The following is a 15,664-nucleotide window of genomic DNA, read 5'->3' as shown; positions in this document are numbered from 1 at the left end:
ATCGTAGACGATCTTCCTTTTCATCCCCTCCTCCAAAATACCTCCATGCTTTGAGGCTGCCGCCGGCAGCCCTCCCGAAAATCCCAAAAACAATCCGCCGCCAGGAGCCGGTTGGTATCGTCATTGTGTGTAAAATGTTCTCGAAACACCCCCGCTCTCCGGAATGCGTGCCGCAATGGATCGGAAGAGGCCGTCGCAAAGGGCCTCCTTCGTCGATCCACGAGGAACGGCAGGAGCCCACAAAAAACCGGCTGCGGCGCTTCGGGCCGTTCGGGCCGGATCCGCACGGTCTCTGTCTCGTTCATTCTGACATACTCTGTCTTGCTTGACAATGTTTTTTATTGCCTAGACCGATTGTCCCCCAAAATGAGGTGGTGTAAAATATCATTCATCGCTTTAGAGTGATAGCATAAAGAACTAAAGAGAGGCGTGAGCTGAGATGGATTTATCCCCCGATATCCTGACCCGGGGAGAGCGTGCGGTCCTGACGCTTCGGCAGCTCTACGAGGGCTACGGTTACCGCCGCTACCGGATCGAGAAGTTCGAGCCCTACGACCTGTATCGGGAGAACAGGAATTTCCTAAACGAGGAGACGGCGATCACCTTTCCGGACTCGCGCGGACGGCTCATGGCGCTGAAGCCGGACGTTACGATGAGCATCGTCAAGAGCTACGAGCCCAGCGCCGGTTCGGCGAAGTGGCATTATGCCGAGAGCGTGTTCCGCCGCGGGCGGGGCGGGGACTTTCGCGAGATACGGCAGATCGGTATAGAGTCCCTGGGCGGCGATCCCCTCTACGCTCAGGCCGAGGTGCTTCTGCTCGCGCTGAGGAGCCTTGCCGTGTTCTCCGGGGACTTCGTCCTGGCGCTGGGGCACCTGGGGCTTCTCGCCCGCTCGCTCGAGGGCGTTCCCCTCACGGAGGCGGTGCTGGGCTGCGTGCGCCACAGGAACCTCCACGACCTCGTTCGCCTGATCGGGGAGGAACGGGCGCGGCCCCTGGCCCGGCTGATGCGGCTTCCTCAGGAGCCGGATCGTGCCCTCGAGGCGATACGGGAGGTCTTCCCGGATCGGGGTGCGGAGGAGGAGCTGAGCGAGCTGGAAACCCTCTGCGGCGTCCTCGAGGCGAGCGGCCTGGGAGGACGCCTGCGCCTCGATTTCTCCGTGGTCCAGGGGCTGGACTACTACAACGGACTGTTCTTCCAGGGCTTCGTCAACGGCCTGCCCAGGCCCGTGCTGAGCGGCGGGCGCTACGACAACCTGCTCGAGAAGCTGGGGAAGCCCTCGGCCGCCGTGGGGTTCGCCGTCTACCTCGCCGAGCTCGACGCGCTGTTCCGCGACGGGCCGCGGCCCATCGACGTCGCCCTGGTCAACGAATGCCCCGACCTCCGCGCGGTCCTCGGGCGGGTGGATGCCTGGGTGCGGGAGGGGCTGAAGGTGCTCGTCTGCCGCAGCCGCGCGGAGGCCGGGGGAGCGGCGTCGGTGCGGCGCATTGATGCGGCGGGAGAGATCCGGGAGGAGGGAAGGTCATGATCCGCCTGGCCATCCCCAAGGGGCGTCTGAGCGAGTCGGTCGCCGACCTGCTCCACAGGAGCGGCTACGACTGCGCCGGACTGCGGAACGGGTCGCGCAGGCTGGCCTTCACGATGGGCGACATCGAGGCGACCCTCGTCAAGCCCAGCGACGTCGCGGTCTACGTGGAGCATGGCGCGGCGGATATCGGCGTCGTCGGGAAGGACGTGCTGATGGAGGACGAGCCGGACGTCTTCGAGCTCATGGACCTCGGGTTCGGGGCCTGCCGCATGGTCGTCGCGGCCCCGGCCGGGTTCTCCGACGACCCCTCGCGGGTCCTGCGCGTGGCCAGCAAATATCCCCATGTGGCGGGGGAGCATTTTGCCCGGAAGAACCGGGCGGCGGAGGTCATCGAGCTGCACGGGAGCGTCGAGCTGGCTCCGCTCGTCGGGCTCGGCGACGTCATCGTGGACATCGTCGAGACCGGGACGACGCTTCGGGAGAACGGGCTCGAGGTGCTGGAGGAGATCGCGCCCCTGAGCGCCCGCCTGATCGCCAACCGCTCCCGCTATCATTTCATCCGGACGGCGATAGAACGCCTGACGGATCCCTGGAGGGCAAGATCATGACGCGGCATTTCCTGGATCCCAGGCTCGCGGGGCTTGTCCGCTACGTTCCCGGCGAGGTGCCGCGGGACGGGCGGCCCGTGATCAAGCTGAACACCAACGAGAACCCCTTTCCGCCCTCTCCGGCCGTGGTGAAGGCGCTTTCCGCCGCCGGGGCGGAGAGGCTGAACCTCTACCCGGACCCGGAGGCGCGGGGCCTGACCCGCGCCGTCGCCGACCTCTTCGGCCTCGATACGGACCGGGTCGTAACCGGGAACGGGAGCGACGAGCTGCTTGCCTTCTGCTTTCACGGGTTCTGCCCAAGGGGGGCCGTCTTCGCCGACGTCACCTACGGGTTCTACCCCGTATTCTGCCGGATGTTCGGGGTGCCCTTCGAGACCGTACCGCTCCGGGATGATTTTTCCCTGAACGTCGACGACTACCGGGGCCGCAGGGAGACGGTCTTTCTGGCCAACCCCAACGCGCCGACCGGGCTGGCCCTGGCGCTCCCCGACGTCCGGAGGCTGCTGGAACAGGACCGGGACCGCCTGACGGTCGTCGACGAGGCCTACGTCGACTTCGGGGCGGAGTCCGCCGCGCCCCTGCTGGACGAGTACGACAACCTGCTGGTGATCCGGACCTTCTCGAAGTCGCGCCAGCTCGCCGGGGTCCGGCTGGCCTTCGCCCTGGGGTCGAGCTCGCTCGCGGCCGACCTCATGACGCTGAAGTTCGGCTTCAACCCCTACAGCGTCAACGCTCAGGCCCTGGCGGCGGGTGAAGCGGCCTTGAGAGACGAGGCGTACTTCGAGTGCACCCGGCGGGAGATCATGAGGAACCGCGAGACCCTCCAGGAGGGACTGAGGGCGCTCGGCGCGGAGGTCGTTCCCTCGAAGGCGAACTTCGTCTTCACGCGGCCCCCGGCGGCCGCCGCGTTGCTCCACCGTATCCTGAGGGAGCGGGGCATTCTGGTGCGCCACTTTCCGGATGAGCCCGGCAGGCCCGCACGGACCGGGGCCTGGCTCCGCGTGTCCGTGGGGACGGCCGAACAGGTGGGGGCGTTTCTGGACGCCCTCCGGGACATCCTGCGGGATATGAGGAGGGGGACGGCCGATGCGGCGCTCTGAGATCGAGCGGGTCACGAGGGAGACCACGGTCCGGCTGACGCTGGACCTTGACGGCAGCGGGCGCCGCGACGTCCTGACGGACTGCGGCTTCCTCGACCACATGCTGGAGCTCCTCGCCTATCACGGCCGCTTCGACCTGACGGTCCGTGCGTCCGGGGACGCGCGCGTGGACTTCCACCATCTGGTCGAGGACGTGGGGATCGCTCTGGGGACGGCCTTGAACGAGGCGCTGGAGGACCGCCGCGGGATACGCCGCTACGGGCAGCGCCTCCTGCCGATGGACGAGGCCCTCGTCCTCGTGGCCCTGGACGTGAGCGGACGGTCCTTCCTCCGCTTCGAGGTCCCGATGCCGCAGGCGCGGGTCGGCGCGTTCGACACGGAGCTCGTGCGCGAGTTCTTCGAGGCCGTCGTCCGGACCCTGGGGCTGACGCTGCACATCCGGCTCCTCTCGGGGGAGAACGCGCACCACGTCATCGAGGCGGTCTTCAAGGGATTCGGCCGGGCCCTCGCCGAGGCGGCCGGGCCCGACCCGGATTTTCGGGACGAGATTCCGTCCAGCAAGGGGGTCCTGAACTCATGACCATGCCGATATCGGGCCGCGGTGCCGGGCGATGAGGCTCTACCCGGCAATAGATCTGCTGGACGGCCAGGTCGTCCGGCTGGAGCAGGGGGACTTTCGGCGCCGGACCTCGTATTCCGTGGAGGCCTGCGAGGCGGCGCGGCGCTTCCGCGAGGCGGGGGCCGAGTGCCTGCACGTCGTGGACCTGGATGGGGCACGGGGCGGCCGGGCCGCGAACCACCGGCTGATCGAGGCGATCGTCCGCGAGACGGAGCTCTTCGTCCAGGTCGGCGGCGGCATCCGCACGGAGGAGCGTGCCCGGGCCTATCTCGACGCCGGGGCCGGACGGGTGATCCTGGGCTCGGCGGCCGTCTCCGACCCGGATTTTCTCGACCGCTGCCTGGAGTTGTTCGAGGACCGCGTCGCCGTCGGCGTCGATCTGCTGGACGGGGAGGTCATGACCCACGGCTGGGAGCGGGGCTCGGGCCTCGACGGGCTGGAGTTTTGCGGTAGACTGGCGGTGCGCGGCGTCGCGACCGTCATCGCGACCGACATCGCGAAGGACGGCAGGCTGGAGGGGACCAACCTCGCGCTGTACGAGCGGCTGAGGACCTCAGGGATCCCCAACGTCATCGCCTCGGGGGGGATCTCGTCGCTGGAGGAGCTCCTCGCGCTGCGCGGCCTGGGGGTCTCGGGGGCCGTCGTCGGCAAGGCGCTCTATGCGGGGCGGCTTCGTCTGGAGGAACTCGTTTGCGCACTACGCTGAGGAAGCGCTGATTCGATCGGCGCCTTCCGAATTGGAGGAGAGATTATGACCGTAAAACGCATCATTCCCTGTCTCGACATCAAGGGCGGACGGGTCGTCAAGGGCGTGCGCTTCGAGGGGCTGCGCGACGTGGAGGACCCCGTCGTCCTCGCCCGCTTTTACGACGACAACCAGGCGGACGAGCTGGTGTTCTACGACATCGCCGCCAGCCGGGAGGGCCGGCCAATCTTCATCGAGCTCCTGCGCCGGGTCGCGGAGTGCGTCCACATCCCGCTCATGGCGGGTGGGGGCATCGCGGGCCTGGAGGACTTCGACCGGGTCCTGGACTGCGGCGCCGACAAGGTGAGCGTGAACTCCGGGGCGCTGCGCGATCCGGAGCTCCTCCGGCGCGCGGCCGAGAAGTACGGCAGCCGGCGCGTGGTGCTGTCGATGGATGTGCGCAGGGTAGGGGATGCCTACCGCGTGTTCGCGGAGGGCGGGCAGACGGATACGGGGCGGGACGCCCTGGAGTGGGCCCGTCTGGGGGAGGAGCTGGGAGCCGGGGAGATCGTCCTGAACAGCATCGATACCGACGGCGTCCGGGACGGCTTCGACCTGCCGATGCTCGAGGCCGTGGGCCGGGTCGTGAGCGTCCCGATCGTCGCCTCCGGGGGGGCGGGGACGATGCAGGACTTCGCCGAGGCCTTCCGAATCCCCGGCGTGGGCGCGGGCCTGTCCGCCGGGGCCTTCCACTCGAAAACGGTCCTCATCCCGGAGCTGAAACGCTATCTGAGGGAGCGGGGGGTCCCGGTCCGCATCGAGGAGCCGCTCGAGGGCCGGAAGGAAGGATAGGGTCGGATATGAGGATGGACCTCGAACTTGATGTCGGCGCGCTGAGGTTCGACGAGCGGGGGCTGATCCCGGCGGTGGTCCAGGACCTCCGTAGCCGGAAGGTGCTGACGCTGGCCTACATGAACCGCGAGAGCCTGGAGATCACCCTGCGCGAGGGGCGCACCTGCTTCTACTCGCGCAGCCGCGGGACGCTCTGGCGCAAGGGGGAGACGAGCGGGAACGTCCAGCGCGTGGCGTCCATTCGCCCCGACTGCGACGGGGACGCGCTGCTGGTGGAGGTGGTGAAGGACGGGCCGGCCTGCCACCGGGGGACCGACTCCTGTTTCGACGGTGCGGAGGCGGAAGGTACAGGGGCGGAAAAGAAAGGGGACCCGCGCCTCACAATCGACGACCTGTACCGGCTGCTCCAGGACCGGAACGAGAGGCGGCCGGAGGGCAGCTACACCACCTACCTGTTCGAGAAGGGGCTGGAGAAGATTCTGAAGAAGTGCGGCGAGGAGGCGACGGAGGTCGTCGTCGCCGCCATGAAGGGGTCGAGGGAGGAGACGATTTACGAGCTGGCGGACCTCTGCTACCATGCCCTCGTGCTGATGGTGCAGTGCGGCGTGACCCTCGACGAGGTGCGCGGCGAGCTGGCCTCCCGGCACGTCGTCGACCACAAGGTGAAGCAGGAGGCGCTTCGGTGATCCGCTCGACCCTTCACAACCACACGACGCTCTGCGACGGCCGGAGCTCGCCCGAGGAGATGGTCCTGGCGGCCGTCGCCGCAGGGCTTACGGACCTGGGCTTCAGCGCCCATTCTCCAGCCCCTTTCGATGCGGGATCCCTGAGGTCCGAGGCGGAGTACCGAAGGACGATCCTGGGGCTGAGGGAGAGGTACGCCGGGACTATCCGCATCGTCCTTGGAATGGAGCAGGACTATCTGGCCCCGGTGGCCCGCCGTTCGGACTACGACTTTCTGATCGGTTCCGTGCACTTTTTGAAGGTGGGCGGGGAATGCCTTTCCGTGGACTGGGACGAGGAACGGTTCGCGGCGCTCCTGGCGGCGGGGGGGGGCCCGGAGAGCGCCATCCGGGCCTATTACGCGAGCGTTGCGGACATGGTGCGGACCCAGCGCCCGAATGTCGTCGGGCACTTCGATCTGATCGGCAAGTTCAACGCGGACGAGCGCTTTTTCAGGGAGGACGAAGCGTACCGAAGGGCCGCGCTGGAGGCGCTGGACGTCGTGATCGGGAGCGAATGCGTCCCGGAGCTGAACGCCAGCGGGTTCCGCTGGCGGGGACGGCCGTACCCGGACGGTTTTCTGCTGCGCCGGCTCCGGGAGAAGAACCGCCTCCTGACCCTGCAGGCGGACTGCCACGACGCCCAGGCCCTCCTGCGCTTCATCCCGGAGGCCGCCGAGGTCCTGAGGCATTTCGGTTTCCGCTCGACGCTCCAGTGGATCGACGGAGCCTGGCAGGAGGTCGGGCTTTAGGGAAGCGCCAGGTCAAAAGTGCATTCATGAAGGAAGCGCCGACTCGAGTCGGCGCTTCCTTCATGCTCCGAATACGCTGTGCGCTACCTGATGGCGTAGAGGTTCCCGTCCGCGCTGGCCAGGTAAAGCACGCCCCCCGCGAAGGCGGGCGAGCTGTTGATGCCGGCCCCGGCCGAGAAGGTGAAGCGCTCCGTGCCCGAAGCGGCGTCGAGGACGAAGAGCGTTCCCTGTCCGCCGCCGGCGAAGACGAGCCCCTCGGCGAAGACAGGCTGGGCCGCCATGTTGCCCCCCTGGGTGTCGAAGGTCCACAGCACCGAGCCGCTCCTGGAGTCGAGCGCGGCGACCTTTCCGTTCGCCGTCCCCACGAAGACCTTGCCGCCGCCGATGAAGGGGGCCGTCGTGATGGGGTCGCCGACGTCCGACTTCCACTGCGGGACCACGCCCTTGATCCGGACGCTCTGGACGGAGCCGTCCCAGCTGGAGAAGTAGACGTTGGCGCCGTCGGTAGCCGGGGTGTTGATCGCGCCGCCCGCGCCGCCGCCCCACAGGCGCTTGCCGTTCGCGGGGCTGATGGCGCTGAAGACGCCCCTCTGCTCGCCCAGCAGGACGAGCCCGGAGGCGAAGGCTGGGGCGCTGCGCAGCTCCAGCTCGGAGTTATAGGTCCAAAGGGCCCTGCCGTTGACCGCCGAGATGGCGTAGAGCTTGCCGTCCCCCTTCACGAAGAACACCTTGCCGTCTCCGACCGCCGCGCCGTCGACCACCGTCTCGGCGGCATAGCTCTCCTCCGGGGGAACGTACTGCCAGGCGACGTCGCCGTTCTTCAGGGACAGGCACGTTATCGTCCCGTCCGCCTGGGCGAAGATCACCTTGTTGCCCGCAACCGTCGGACGGCCGACGATCGAATTCGTCCCGTTATAGATCCAGGCGGCCTGCCCCGAGGCGCTGTGGACGGCGTACAGATTGCCCACGCTGTCCCCTGCGAGCACAAGGCCGCCCGCCACCGCCACGGAGCTGGTCAGCGGCGCCTCGGCCCTGAAGGTCCAGGCGAGCCTGCCGCTCCAGGCCCAGGCCGCATTCCCGAAGAACGGGGCCGCACATGCAAGAAGCGAAAGCAGCATTACAGAAAGAACGCGTCTCATCATCGATAACCTCCCATACATTGATCGATCGTAACGGCGGCACTTCGGGCCCGGGAAATCCGGACCGGGCAGCGTCGTTGCTTCAATATTATAAGCAGTTTCAAGGGGGCGGGCCATGTTATAGTTACTGAAAATATTCCGCCGCGACACGGGAGAACGGGGTCTTTTCATGGTTGTGAATCTGGAGGGTGTACGAGGCTGGTTCGAGTCGTACGCGCGGGGCTTCGATCTGACGGAGCCCATGTTGGAGATGAAATACGTCCACAGCCGCGACGTGATGCGAGTGGGGGAGGCGCTGGTCCGGGACCTGGGCTGGGGCGCCGCGGAGGCGGAGACCGGAGTCGCCGCCTGCCTGCTGCACGACACGGGGCGGTTCAGCCAATACCGGGACTTCCGCACCTACCAGGACGGAAAGTCCATCGACCACGGCGACCGGGGGTATGCGGTCCTGGCCGCGGAGCTTCCCCGGGAGCTCGCGGACGACGGGGCGCGGGCGGCCATCCTGGAGTCCGTCCGGCTGCACAACAAACGGGAGCTGCCGAAGGGGCTCGGCGAAGGGGTCCTGCCGTTCTGCCGCCTGGTGAGGGACGCCGACAAGCTGGACGTGTTCCGGCTGGTTCAGCGCTGCATGAGGGAGGGGCGGGAGGTGGAGCTGCTGCCCAGCCACAGGCTGGGCCTGCCGCTCTCGGAGACCCTGCTCGACGAGGTGGAGCGCACCGGCAGGGGCTCGTACGCGAACGCCGCGTCCATGCTGGACTACCTGCTGATCCAGATGACCTGGACGCTCGACCTCAACTACGCGCCCTCTCGGGCCATCCTGAGGAGAAGCGGAATTCTGGACGACATCCGCGGGCGCTTCCCCCGCGGCGACGCGCGCGTGCAGAGGGTCCTGGAGCGGCTGGCCGGGGCCGCGGACTCCTGAGGCGGCGGGGTCGCGATATAATGGACGAAGGGCTTGGGAGGGGCGTTTTCCCCTCCGGGGGCCCGCCTCGATGAAGTTCACGAAAATTTCGAGAAAAGGGGAGCGGCCTCATGGAGCATATCTTCGCCACCTGGCGCATGGCCTACATCGCGGCCCCGAAGCACGAGGGCTGCATCTTCTGCGACTTCCCCGCGGAGCGCCGCGACGCGGAGCGCTACATCCTGCACCGCGGGGAGTCCTGCTTCGTCATCCTGAACCTCTATCCCTACAATCCCGGCCACATGATGGTGGTGCCCTACCGGCACACCAACGTCTACGAGTCCCTGACGGAGGCGGAGGCCGCGGACATGCACCGGCTCACGGCGCACGCGGTGGCGCTGCTCAAGCGCAAGATGGGGCCGGACGGCTTCAATATCGGCATCAACCTGGGGCATCCGGCCGGGGCCGGGGTGGAGGGGCACCTGCACCGTCACATCGTGCCGCGCTGGAACGGGGACAACAACTTCATGCCCGTCCTGGCGGACACCCGCGTGGTCCCCGAGTCCCTGGAGGCCACCTACCGCGAGCTCGCCGCCGACTGGGACTCGGTCTGAGCCGGGGCGTGGTCCTAGGAGATGGGTGAAGCCGGGCGGGGGCCGGACGCTTACTTTGAGCCGTCGGGCCCCGTCGGAGTCGACGGGAGGATCGAGGAGCGGATCAGGCGGTCGCGCTTCATCGCCTGTCTGGCGCCCTGCCGGGACGAGGCGGGGTGCCGCGGCTTTCTGAACGAGATACACGCGGCTCACCGGGACGCAACGCACAACTGCTGGGCCTACCTCCTGGGGCCGCATCCCACGACGGAATACTGCTCCGACGACGGGGAGCCCTCGGGGACGGCCGGCCGGCCGATCCTCGGCGCGGTCCGAAGGAGCGGCATGGTCAACGTCATGGTGGTGGTGACGCGCTATTTCGGGGGCGTCAAGCTGGGGGTGCGCGGCCTGATCGAGGCCTACGGCCTGGCCGCGGAGCGGGTCCTGGCCGCGGCGGAGCGCGTGGAGCGGAGGGTGGCCCGGCCCGTCGAGGTTCGGCTTCCCTATGCCTCCATCGGCGCAGTGACGCGCCTTCTGGAGGAACACGATGCCGGGGATGCCCCGGAGTGGACCTACGGAACGGACGCCTGCGTGCGCGCCTCCGTCCCCCTGTCCCGCTCGGAGTCGCTGTTCGCGGCGCTGGACGAGCTTAGGGCACGGGGCACGCTCGATGCCTGGTCCGCCTGACCCTTTCGAATCTCACCCCTTTATTATGCTGTCGCACGATGAATTTGCTGTACAATAAAGACAGCTGGACCGCGGCCCTCTCGATGGGGCGCAGGTCCCGGCCATCTTGAACCGAAGGGGTGATCTGTTGTGAGCGGCAAAAGAGGCATGTCCCTGCTCTGGAAGATCGGCATCGGGTTCGTCCTGGGCATCGTGTTCGGCTTTGCGGTCGGCCCGTCGGTTGCGGGGACTCCGGTTTTGAAGGACTTCGTGATGCCGGCGCTGGACGTGGTCGGCAGGATATTCCTCACGCTTCTGAAGATGCTCATCGTCCCGCTGGTGTTCGCCTCCCTGGTCGCGGGCTCCGCGTCCGTCGGGGATCCGAGGAAGCTGGGGCGGATAGGGGCCAAGACGCTGGTGCTCTACCTCCTCACGACGGCGGTGGCGATCGTGATCGGGCTGGCGCTGGGCAACCTCATTCGGCCCGGCGTGGGGATGAACATCGAGGGCGTGACGGCCGCGGCCAAGGAGGCCAAGCCCCTAGCGGACGTCATCCTGGACATCTTCCCGTCCAATCCCCTGGACGCGATGGTCAAGGCCAACATGCTTCAGATCATCGTGTTCGCCCTGTTCTTCGGGGTCGCCTGCATCTTCGCCGGGGAGAGGGGGCGTCGCGTCGCGGGCTTCTTCGAGTCGGTGGCCGAGGTCATGTACGCCATGACCCACATGATTATGGGCCTGGCCCCCTACGGAGTCTTCGCCCTGATCGCGACGACGGCGGCCAAGTACGGGCTGGCGATCCTGGCGCCGTTCGCCAAGGTGATCGGAGCGGTGTACCTGGGGTGCGCCCTCCACGCCGCGGTGGTGTACTCGGGGATGATCTCCGCGTTCTGCAGGCGTTCGCCCCTGTGGTATTTCAAGGGGATCCGGGAGGCCGCCATCACCGCGTTCGTCACGCGCTCCAGCTCGGGAACCCTGCCCGTGACCATCGCGAACGTGCGCGACAACCTGGGCGTCTCCGAGGGGGTCAGCTCCTTCGTACTGCCGCTCGGCGCCACGATCAACATGGACGGCACGGCGCTCTATCAGGGGGTCTGCGCGCTCTTCGTGGCACAGGCCTTCGGCATTCCCCTGGACCTGCAGGCGCAGGTGGGGATCGTCGTGACGGCGACGCTGGGCTCCATCGGGACGGCGGGCGTTCCCGGCGGAGGGCTGATCATGCTGACCCTGGTGCTGACCAGCGTGGGGCTGCCCATCGAGGGTATCGGCCTGGTGGCGGGGATCGACGCCATTCTGGATGCGGCGCGCACCTCTTTGAACGTCACGGGTGATACGGCCGTCTGCGCCGTGGTCGCGGCCAGCGAGGGCGAGAACCTGGCGGGCTGACGCGGAGCGCCCGTTGCGGCGGCCACATCTATTACGGCGATAACGCGAACGGCCCGGGGGAGTCCCGGGCCGTTTTTTCATTCCCTCTGCGGAGCCCTTCGGGCTCGGGGATCGGTCTGACCGGGAAGCCCGCACCCAAGTGCCGCGGCGGAGCGCGGGCGTGCTCAAGCGTAACGGAGCGGGGGCGAGAGGACGCTCGAGCCCTACGCAAAACTCACCATCGGCCAATCACGAAAATAGACGATATGGTTAATTAAGGTCAGTAGTATCATATTGGTCAGAAACAAGGAGGCCTCCTCAGGGGGCCGAACCTGAAATTTTTGGAGGGATACATGATGAGAAGCAGGTATTTCCCTGTGGTCTTCGACAGGTTTTCGGATCCGGCGGTTTCTCTGTTCCAGGGGATGCAGGGTCTTGCCGAGAGGATGGGGGCGTTGCCCTTCCTTGACGTTGACGCGGGCCTGAACGTACACGTGGACTTTTACCGGCATGACGGCAAGCTCTTCGTCGAGGCCGAGCTGCCGGGGGTCAGGCCCGAGGATGTGGAGCTGAACGTCTGCGCCGACAAGCTGACCCTCTCCGCCGAGAAGAGCGCCGAGAAGAAGGAGGGCGGCGAGGACAAGAGCTACTTCCGGTCCGAGCGCAGCTACGGCAAGGTCGAGCGCATGATCTCCTTCCCGGTCGAGGTGGACCCGGAGAGCGCGAAGGCCTCCTTCAGGAACGGGGTCCTTACCGTTGAGATGACGGAGAAGAGCCAGGAGAAGGGCTACAGAAAGGTTGCCGTGTCCGCCGAGGCGTAGCGCGGACGAGGGGCGCGGCGATCGGCGAGCGAGTGGAGGCGGGGCCCGCAAGGGGTGCCCCGCCTCCCTTTTCGTGCGCCTGGCGCGACCAAGCGAAGCCCCACGGTTTAACCGTGGGGCTCTCGCTCAGGACGAATCTCGGGCAGCGTAAGCGTATCGGGACTTTTCCGCACATCTCCGTGAGGAGCTTTTGGGCTTGCCCCAAACGAGCCCGCACGGATACGGAATACGGTCCTACCGGCAGCGTCCGCGCAGGAACAGAGCCGCAGCGGAGAGGAGGAGCAGTCCCCCGAAGCCGGCGTCGCAACCGCCGCTCCCGGAGGTTTTCCTCTCCTCGGGCTTTACCTCCGGCTCCTGCTTTTTCATGGACTTCAGGAGGACTCCCCGTTCACCCAGGCCGATGGTCCTCTCGCCCTCGACGCCCTCCAGCCTGCAGCGTATCGACCGGATGCTGGCCGTATCCCACTGCCCCTTGGCCACCTTGCCTGCGATCCGAAGTCCGTAGCTCAGAGCCTGGGTGGAGGCGGTCCGCTCGAGGGGGTCCGCCTCCGGATCCTCCGCGAAGGCCATCGTGCCTTTCTCCCGCACGGCCTCGACCGTTATCGTCCCGGGTACGAACCCGATGGCGTCCGCCTTCAGGGAACCCGCGACCAGCGGCTTGGGCAGCGATATCCGCGTCTCGAGCTTCACGGGCACGTTGCCCGCCGCGTCCGACTCGCCCACGGTGATCCCCCACTGTTCGGGGTCCCTCGGGACGGAGTTGTCGTCCGGGTTTTCCGGCTCATCCGGCCTGGGCTTTTCCGGCGATGGCTTGCCGGGAGAGGGGTCCTTGGGTCTGTCCGGCGCGGGGTCCTGAGGCCTGGGACTGGGCCCGGGATTAGGATTGGGCCCGGGATTGGGCCCAGGGTTAGGGTTAGGATTGGGATTGGGCGGCGTGGGGTCGGAGGGATCCTTGAAGCCACGCATATCCTTGATCATCATCGGGGACGGAGACAGCGTCGCTTCAATAACGTCATTCCATTCCCTGACCTTGTATCGGATCGAGGCGATCCCGAACGCCTTGAGCCGAGCGGTTGGGATCCTGCCCCTCCAGATGAGCCGCCATCCGCTTCCGTCCTGTGCGTAGTCGAAGTACGCCGCCGTGATCAACTCGACTCCGGGAACGTCGACGACTTCGACATCGGGGCTCGAAGGGCTGCGCCACCCCGTATTGAAGGGAGCCTCCACCCAGACGCGGCAGGTGTCGCCGTCAGTGTCCTCGTTGATGTAGACCCTCCAGCTCTCCTTTTTCAGGGCCACCGGGGTCGGTGGAATGACCGTGTACCCCTTGATCCTGCGAAAAAGCATGGGTGCTCCCTGCAGCTTCGCGGCGTAACGGTGCCCGTCGGCCTCGTAGGTGAGCCTCCTGAGGACGGTATAGTCCAGCAGGTCCTTCGAGAGAACCCCCTCGATACGGACCTCCCCCGTCCCCGATGCCACGTTCAGCACCGCTCGAATGTTTTCCAACTGGTTGTTGCAGAAGACCTCCGGAGCGCTGGGAACCTTTCCCTTCAATGGGGCGAGGTCGAAGCTCGCCGTGAGGATGACCTTCCTATACCCCGCCCTTCCGGGCTCCTCTCCTACGGAAATGCTCCAAGAGGCCCTGGGGACCTCGATGGGGTTGGGAGCATTGAGGCTCCCCGTCCTGAGCCGGTCATACGCGCCCTTCACGTCCAGCATTCCCCAAACGGAGAGCTTCTGACCCAACGCGTTGAGCCCCACGTGGTTGGGCCCCTCCGGATCGGGTTTCGCGATGGGGTTGATCTCCCGGTTGGCCCCCTCCAGAATGGCCGCCTTGAGCTCCGAGGCTTTTTTGTCCGGGAAGATGGAGGCCAGAAGGGAAATCGCTCCCGCCACGTGAGGCGCCGCCATGGAGGTGCCGCTCCACCGGTCATAATCCTTATTGTACGGCAAGCCATTCTCATCGGGCGCCTCTCGCGGGATCGAGCTCAGAATGCCGGCCCCGGGGGCCGTGATGTCGACGTTCGTGTCGCTCCAGTTGCTGAAGGAAGCCCCTTGGTCGTCGCTCTGCATGGCGCCCACGACGACCAGATTGTCGATTCCGATGTAGGAGGCCGGGTAGACGTAATGGCCCTGCACGACGCTCCTTGCGTAGTCCGTGAAGGGGGCCGGCCTGCCGACCTCGAGCCCCTCGTTTCCGGCGGCGACCACGATCACCGTCCGGTCCAGTTTGTCCAGCGCCTTGTAGGCCAGCCACATGGGCGTTCCCATGTTTTTGTCTGGCCTGTTGGGCTCATAGCCTCCAAGAGACAGGTTCACAGCGGGGACCTTCAGGGAAGGGTCCTTCAGCAGGAGCTTCGTCAGATAGTCGAGGGCCTTCGCGATGTCGGAGTCCGCCGCGCCCTTCCCCCGGTCCGGGAAGACCTTGAGCGCGATGATCCCGCCGTTCCAGTTGACCCCGACCACGCCCTTGCCGTTGTTCCCCGTCGCCGCGATCGTCCCGGCTACATGGGAACCGTGACCCTTCTTGTCATCGATATATGTCTCCGCCTCGCCGCAGCAGTTTCGGCTGTACTGCAGGCTGACGCGGTCCTTAAGGTCCTCGTGCTCCTTAGCGATCCCGGTGTCTATGACTGCCGTGTAGACGTCCGGGCTGCCCGTCGCCGTATCCCATACCTCGGCAACCCCGATCTTTTCCATTCCCCAGAGGCTTCCATCCGCATACTGAGGGTCGTTGGGACTCTTCAAAGGATAGACCCTGTAGTTCGGAGAGGCGGCCAGAACGTTGGGGTCCTTCTCCAATTCCCTGACGAGCTCCTCCGTGGTCTTCCGGTCCGACGCCACCAGTGCGAAGACCTCCCTGCCGGACGCCTCGGACAGCGCGGGGTACGTGCTGAGGACCCGGGCTTGGGCGGAGGCCGCCACGTGATTCAGCCGATTCCTGGCCCCACCGCGGGAGACGTCCGCGGCCGTCACGCGCGAAACTCCGCCCCTCAGCACCACCAGGGCCTGCCCTTCCACATACTCCGAATGCTCCGATCCCCAGGCCGCCGTCGACAACAAACAGGCCAACAGGATCGAAAGCCAGCACCTGCAACGCTTCAACATCGAAACACTCCTTTACCTTTGCTTCCAATAGCGACATATACTTCCAATAACGACATACGCGGCCCCCCACCCCCCAGAGGCACGGCGGGGGAGAGCCGCATGACATACTGCCTTATCTTGCCTTAAACACTTTACGGAACGGGAACAGAGCTACAGCGGAGAGGAGGAGCAGTCCCCCGAAGCCGGCGTCGCAACCGCCGCTCCCGGA

15 protein-coding genes are annotated in these 15,664 nt (G+C 66.5%); 13 read left to right on the top strand and 2 right to left on the bottom strand.

What is annotated here, in order from left to right; all coding sequences use genetic code 11:
- Window positions 1-439: 439 nt before the first annotated feature.
- Genes ABLA28_RS00715 through ABLA28_RS00680 form a run of 8 tightly spaced genes read left to right on the top strand, consistent with a single transcriptional unit; the run spans window position 440 to window position 6,866 of the window.
- Window positions 440-1,528 (top strand): ATP phosphoribosyltransferase regulatory subunit, encoded by a 1,089-nt coding sequence (locus tag ABLA28_RS00715; RefSeq protein WP_347712104.1) that lies wholly within the window; start codon window positions 440-442, stop codon window positions 1,526-1,528.
- Complete coding sequence (hisG, locus tag ABLA28_RS00710) at window positions 1,525-2,136, top strand: ATP phosphoribosyltransferase (RefSeq protein ID WP_299299706.1); 612 nt, start codon at window positions 1,525-1,527, stop codon at window positions 2,134-2,136. Before ABLA28_RS00715 ends, hisG begins: the two co-directional genes overlap by 4 nt.
- The gene (locus ABLA28_RS00705) at window positions 2,133-3,236 is read left to right on the top strand and encodes a histidinol-phosphate transaminase (RefSeq protein ID WP_347712103.1); all 1,104 of its coding nucleotides are present in this window, start codon (window positions 2,133-2,135) and stop codon (window positions 3,234-3,236) included. Before hisG ends, ABLA28_RS00705 begins: the two co-directional genes overlap by 4 nt.
- A complete protein-coding gene (gene hisB, locus ABLA28_RS00700) occupies window positions 3,223-3,816 on the top strand; it encodes an imidazoleglycerol-phosphate dehydratase HisB (RefSeq protein ID WP_347712102.1) in 594 nt (197 codons plus the stop codon). The genes ABLA28_RS00705 and hisB overlap by 14 nt, the downstream gene beginning before the upstream one ends.
- Window positions 3,817-3,847: 31 nt before the next feature.
- A complete protein-coding gene (gene hisA, locus ABLA28_RS00695) occupies window positions 3,848-4,561 on the top strand; it encodes a 1-(5-phosphoribosyl)-5-[(5-phosphoribosylamino)methylideneamino]imidazole-4-carboxamide isomerase (protein WP_347712101.1) in 714 nt (237 codons plus the stop codon).
- 45 nt (window positions 4,562-4,606) lie between these two features.
- A complete protein-coding gene (gene hisF, locus ABLA28_RS00690; protein ID WP_347712100.1) occupies window positions 4,607-5,392 on the top strand; it encodes an imidazole glycerol phosphate synthase subunit HisF in 786 nt (261 codons plus the stop codon).
- A gap of 8 nt (window positions 5,393-5,400) precedes the next feature.
- Entirely contained in the window at window positions 5,401-6,078 is a 678-nt protein-coding gene (hisIE, locus tag ABLA28_RS00685; protein ID WP_347712099.1) for a bifunctional phosphoribosyl-AMP cyclohydrolase/phosphoribosyl-ATP diphosphatase HisIE, read from the top strand.
- Window positions 6,075-6,866, top strand: a complete 792-nt coding sequence (locus tag ABLA28_RS00680; RefSeq protein WP_347712098.1) for a histidinol-phosphatase — start codon at window positions 6,075-6,077, stop codon at window positions 6,864-6,866. The genes hisIE and ABLA28_RS00680 overlap by 4 nt, the downstream gene beginning before the upstream one ends.
- An 83-nt stretch (window positions 6,867-6,949) precedes the next feature.
- Here the strand turns inward: ABLA28_RS00680 and ABLA28_RS00675 are convergent, their stop codons facing one another.
- Window positions 6,950-8,005 (bottom strand): PQQ-binding-like beta-propeller repeat protein, encoded by a 1,056-nt coding sequence (locus tag ABLA28_RS00675; protein ID WP_347712097.1) that lies wholly within the window; start codon window positions 8,003-8,005, stop codon window positions 6,950-6,952.
- A 169-nt stretch (window positions 8,006-8,174) separates the two neighbouring features.
- Between ABLA28_RS00675 and ABLA28_RS00670 the strand changes: the two genes are divergently transcribed.
- The 5 genes from ABLA28_RS00670 to ABLA28_RS00650 all read left to right on the top strand — a co-directional run bounded on the left by ABLA28_RS00670 (window position 8,175) and on the right by ABLA28_RS00650 (window position 12,348).
- A complete protein-coding gene (locus tag ABLA28_RS00670; protein WP_347712096.1) occupies window positions 8,175-8,927 on the top strand; it encodes an HD domain-containing protein in 753 nt (250 codons plus the stop codon).
- 110 nt (window positions 8,928-9,037) lie between these two features.
- Window positions 9,038-9,520, top strand: a complete 483-nt coding sequence (locus ABLA28_RS00665; protein ID WP_299301304.1) for an HIT domain-containing protein — start codon at window positions 9,038-9,040, stop codon at window positions 9,518-9,520.
- Between the two features lie 21 nt (window positions 9,521-9,541).
- Window positions 9,542-10,183 carry a YigZ family protein gene (locus ABLA28_RS00660; protein ID WP_347712095.1) on the top strand — a complete coding sequence of 214 codons (642 nt, stop codon included), beginning with the start codon at window positions 9,542-9,544 and terminating at the stop codon, window positions 10,181-10,183.
- Between the two features lie 129 nt (window positions 10,184-10,312).
- The gene (locus tag ABLA28_RS00655) at window positions 10,313-11,548 is read left to right on the top strand and encodes a dicarboxylate/amino acid:cation symporter (RefSeq protein ID WP_347712094.1); all 1,236 of its coding nucleotides are present in this window, start codon (window positions 10,313-10,315) and stop codon (window positions 11,546-11,548) included.
- A 335-nt stretch (window positions 11,549-11,883) separates the two neighbouring features.
- The gene (locus ABLA28_RS00650; RefSeq protein ID WP_347712093.1) at window positions 11,884-12,348 is read left to right on the top strand and encodes an Hsp20/alpha crystallin family protein; all 465 of its coding nucleotides are present in this window, start codon (window positions 11,884-11,886) and stop codon (window positions 12,346-12,348) included.
- A 234-nt stretch (window positions 12,349-12,582) separates the two neighbouring features.
- Here the strand turns inward: ABLA28_RS00650 and ABLA28_RS00645 are convergent, their stop codons facing one another.
- Window positions 12,583-15,453 (bottom strand): S8 family serine peptidase, encoded by a 2,871-nt coding sequence (locus ABLA28_RS00645; protein WP_347712092.1) that lies wholly within the window; start codon window positions 15,451-15,453, stop codon window positions 12,583-12,585.
- Window positions 15,454-15,664: the final 211 nt, after the last annotated feature.

The sequence above is a fragment of the uncultured Fretibacterium sp. genome (assembly GCF_963544685.1).
Taxonomy (GTDB): domain Bacteria; phylum Synergistota; class Synergistia; order Synergistales; family Aminobacteriaceae; genus CAJPSE01.
This window is presented reverse-complemented; position numbering and strand designations above follow the sequence as displayed.

Bases quoted from the DNA above. Each gene is read 5' to 3' on its own strand.
- ABLA28_RS00660 (WP_347712095.1), top strand. From the start codon at position 9,542: ATGGGTGAAGCCGGGCGGGGGCCGGACGCTTACTTTGAGCCGTCGGGC.
- hisB (WP_347712102.1), top strand. From the start codon at position 3,223: ATGCGGCGCTCTGAGATCGAGCGGGTCACGAGGGAGACCACGGTCCGG.
- ABLA28_RS00665 (WP_299301304.1), top strand. From the start codon at position 9,038: ATGGAGCATATCTTCGCCACCTGGCGCATGGCCTACATCGCGGCCCCG.
- ABLA28_RS00670 (WP_347712096.1), top strand. From the start codon at position 8,175: ATGGTTGTGAATCTGGAGGGTGTACGAGGCTGGTTCGAGTCGTACGCG.
- ABLA28_RS00650 (WP_347712093.1), top strand. From the start codon at position 11,884: ATGAGAAGCAGGTATTTCCCTGTGGTCTTCGACAGGTTTTCGGATCCG.
- hisG (WP_299299706.1), top strand. From the start codon at position 1,525: ATGATCCGCCTGGCCATCCCCAAGGGGCGTCTGAGCGAGTCGGTCGCC.
- hisA (WP_347712101.1), top strand. From the start codon at position 3,848: ATGAGGCTCTACCCGGCAATAGATCTGCTGGACGGCCAGGTCGTCCGG.
- ABLA28_RS00675 (WP_347712097.1), bottom strand. From the start codon at position 8,005: ATGAGACGCGTTCTTTCTGTAATGCTGCTTTCGCTTCTTGCATGTGCG.
- hisIE (WP_347712099.1), top strand. From the start codon at position 5,401: ATGAGGATGGACCTCGAACTTGATGTCGGCGCGCTGAGGTTCGACGAG.
- hisF (WP_347712100.1), top strand. From the start codon at position 4,607: ATGACCGTAAAACGCATCATTCCCTGTCTCGACATCAAGGGCGGACGG.
- ABLA28_RS00705 (WP_347712103.1), top strand. From the start codon at position 2,133: ATGACGCGGCATTTCCTGGATCCCAGGCTCGCGGGGCTTGTCCGCTAC.
- ABLA28_RS00715 (WP_347712104.1), top strand. From the start codon at position 440: ATGGATTTATCCCCCGATATCCTGACCCGGGGAGAGCGTGCGGTCCTG.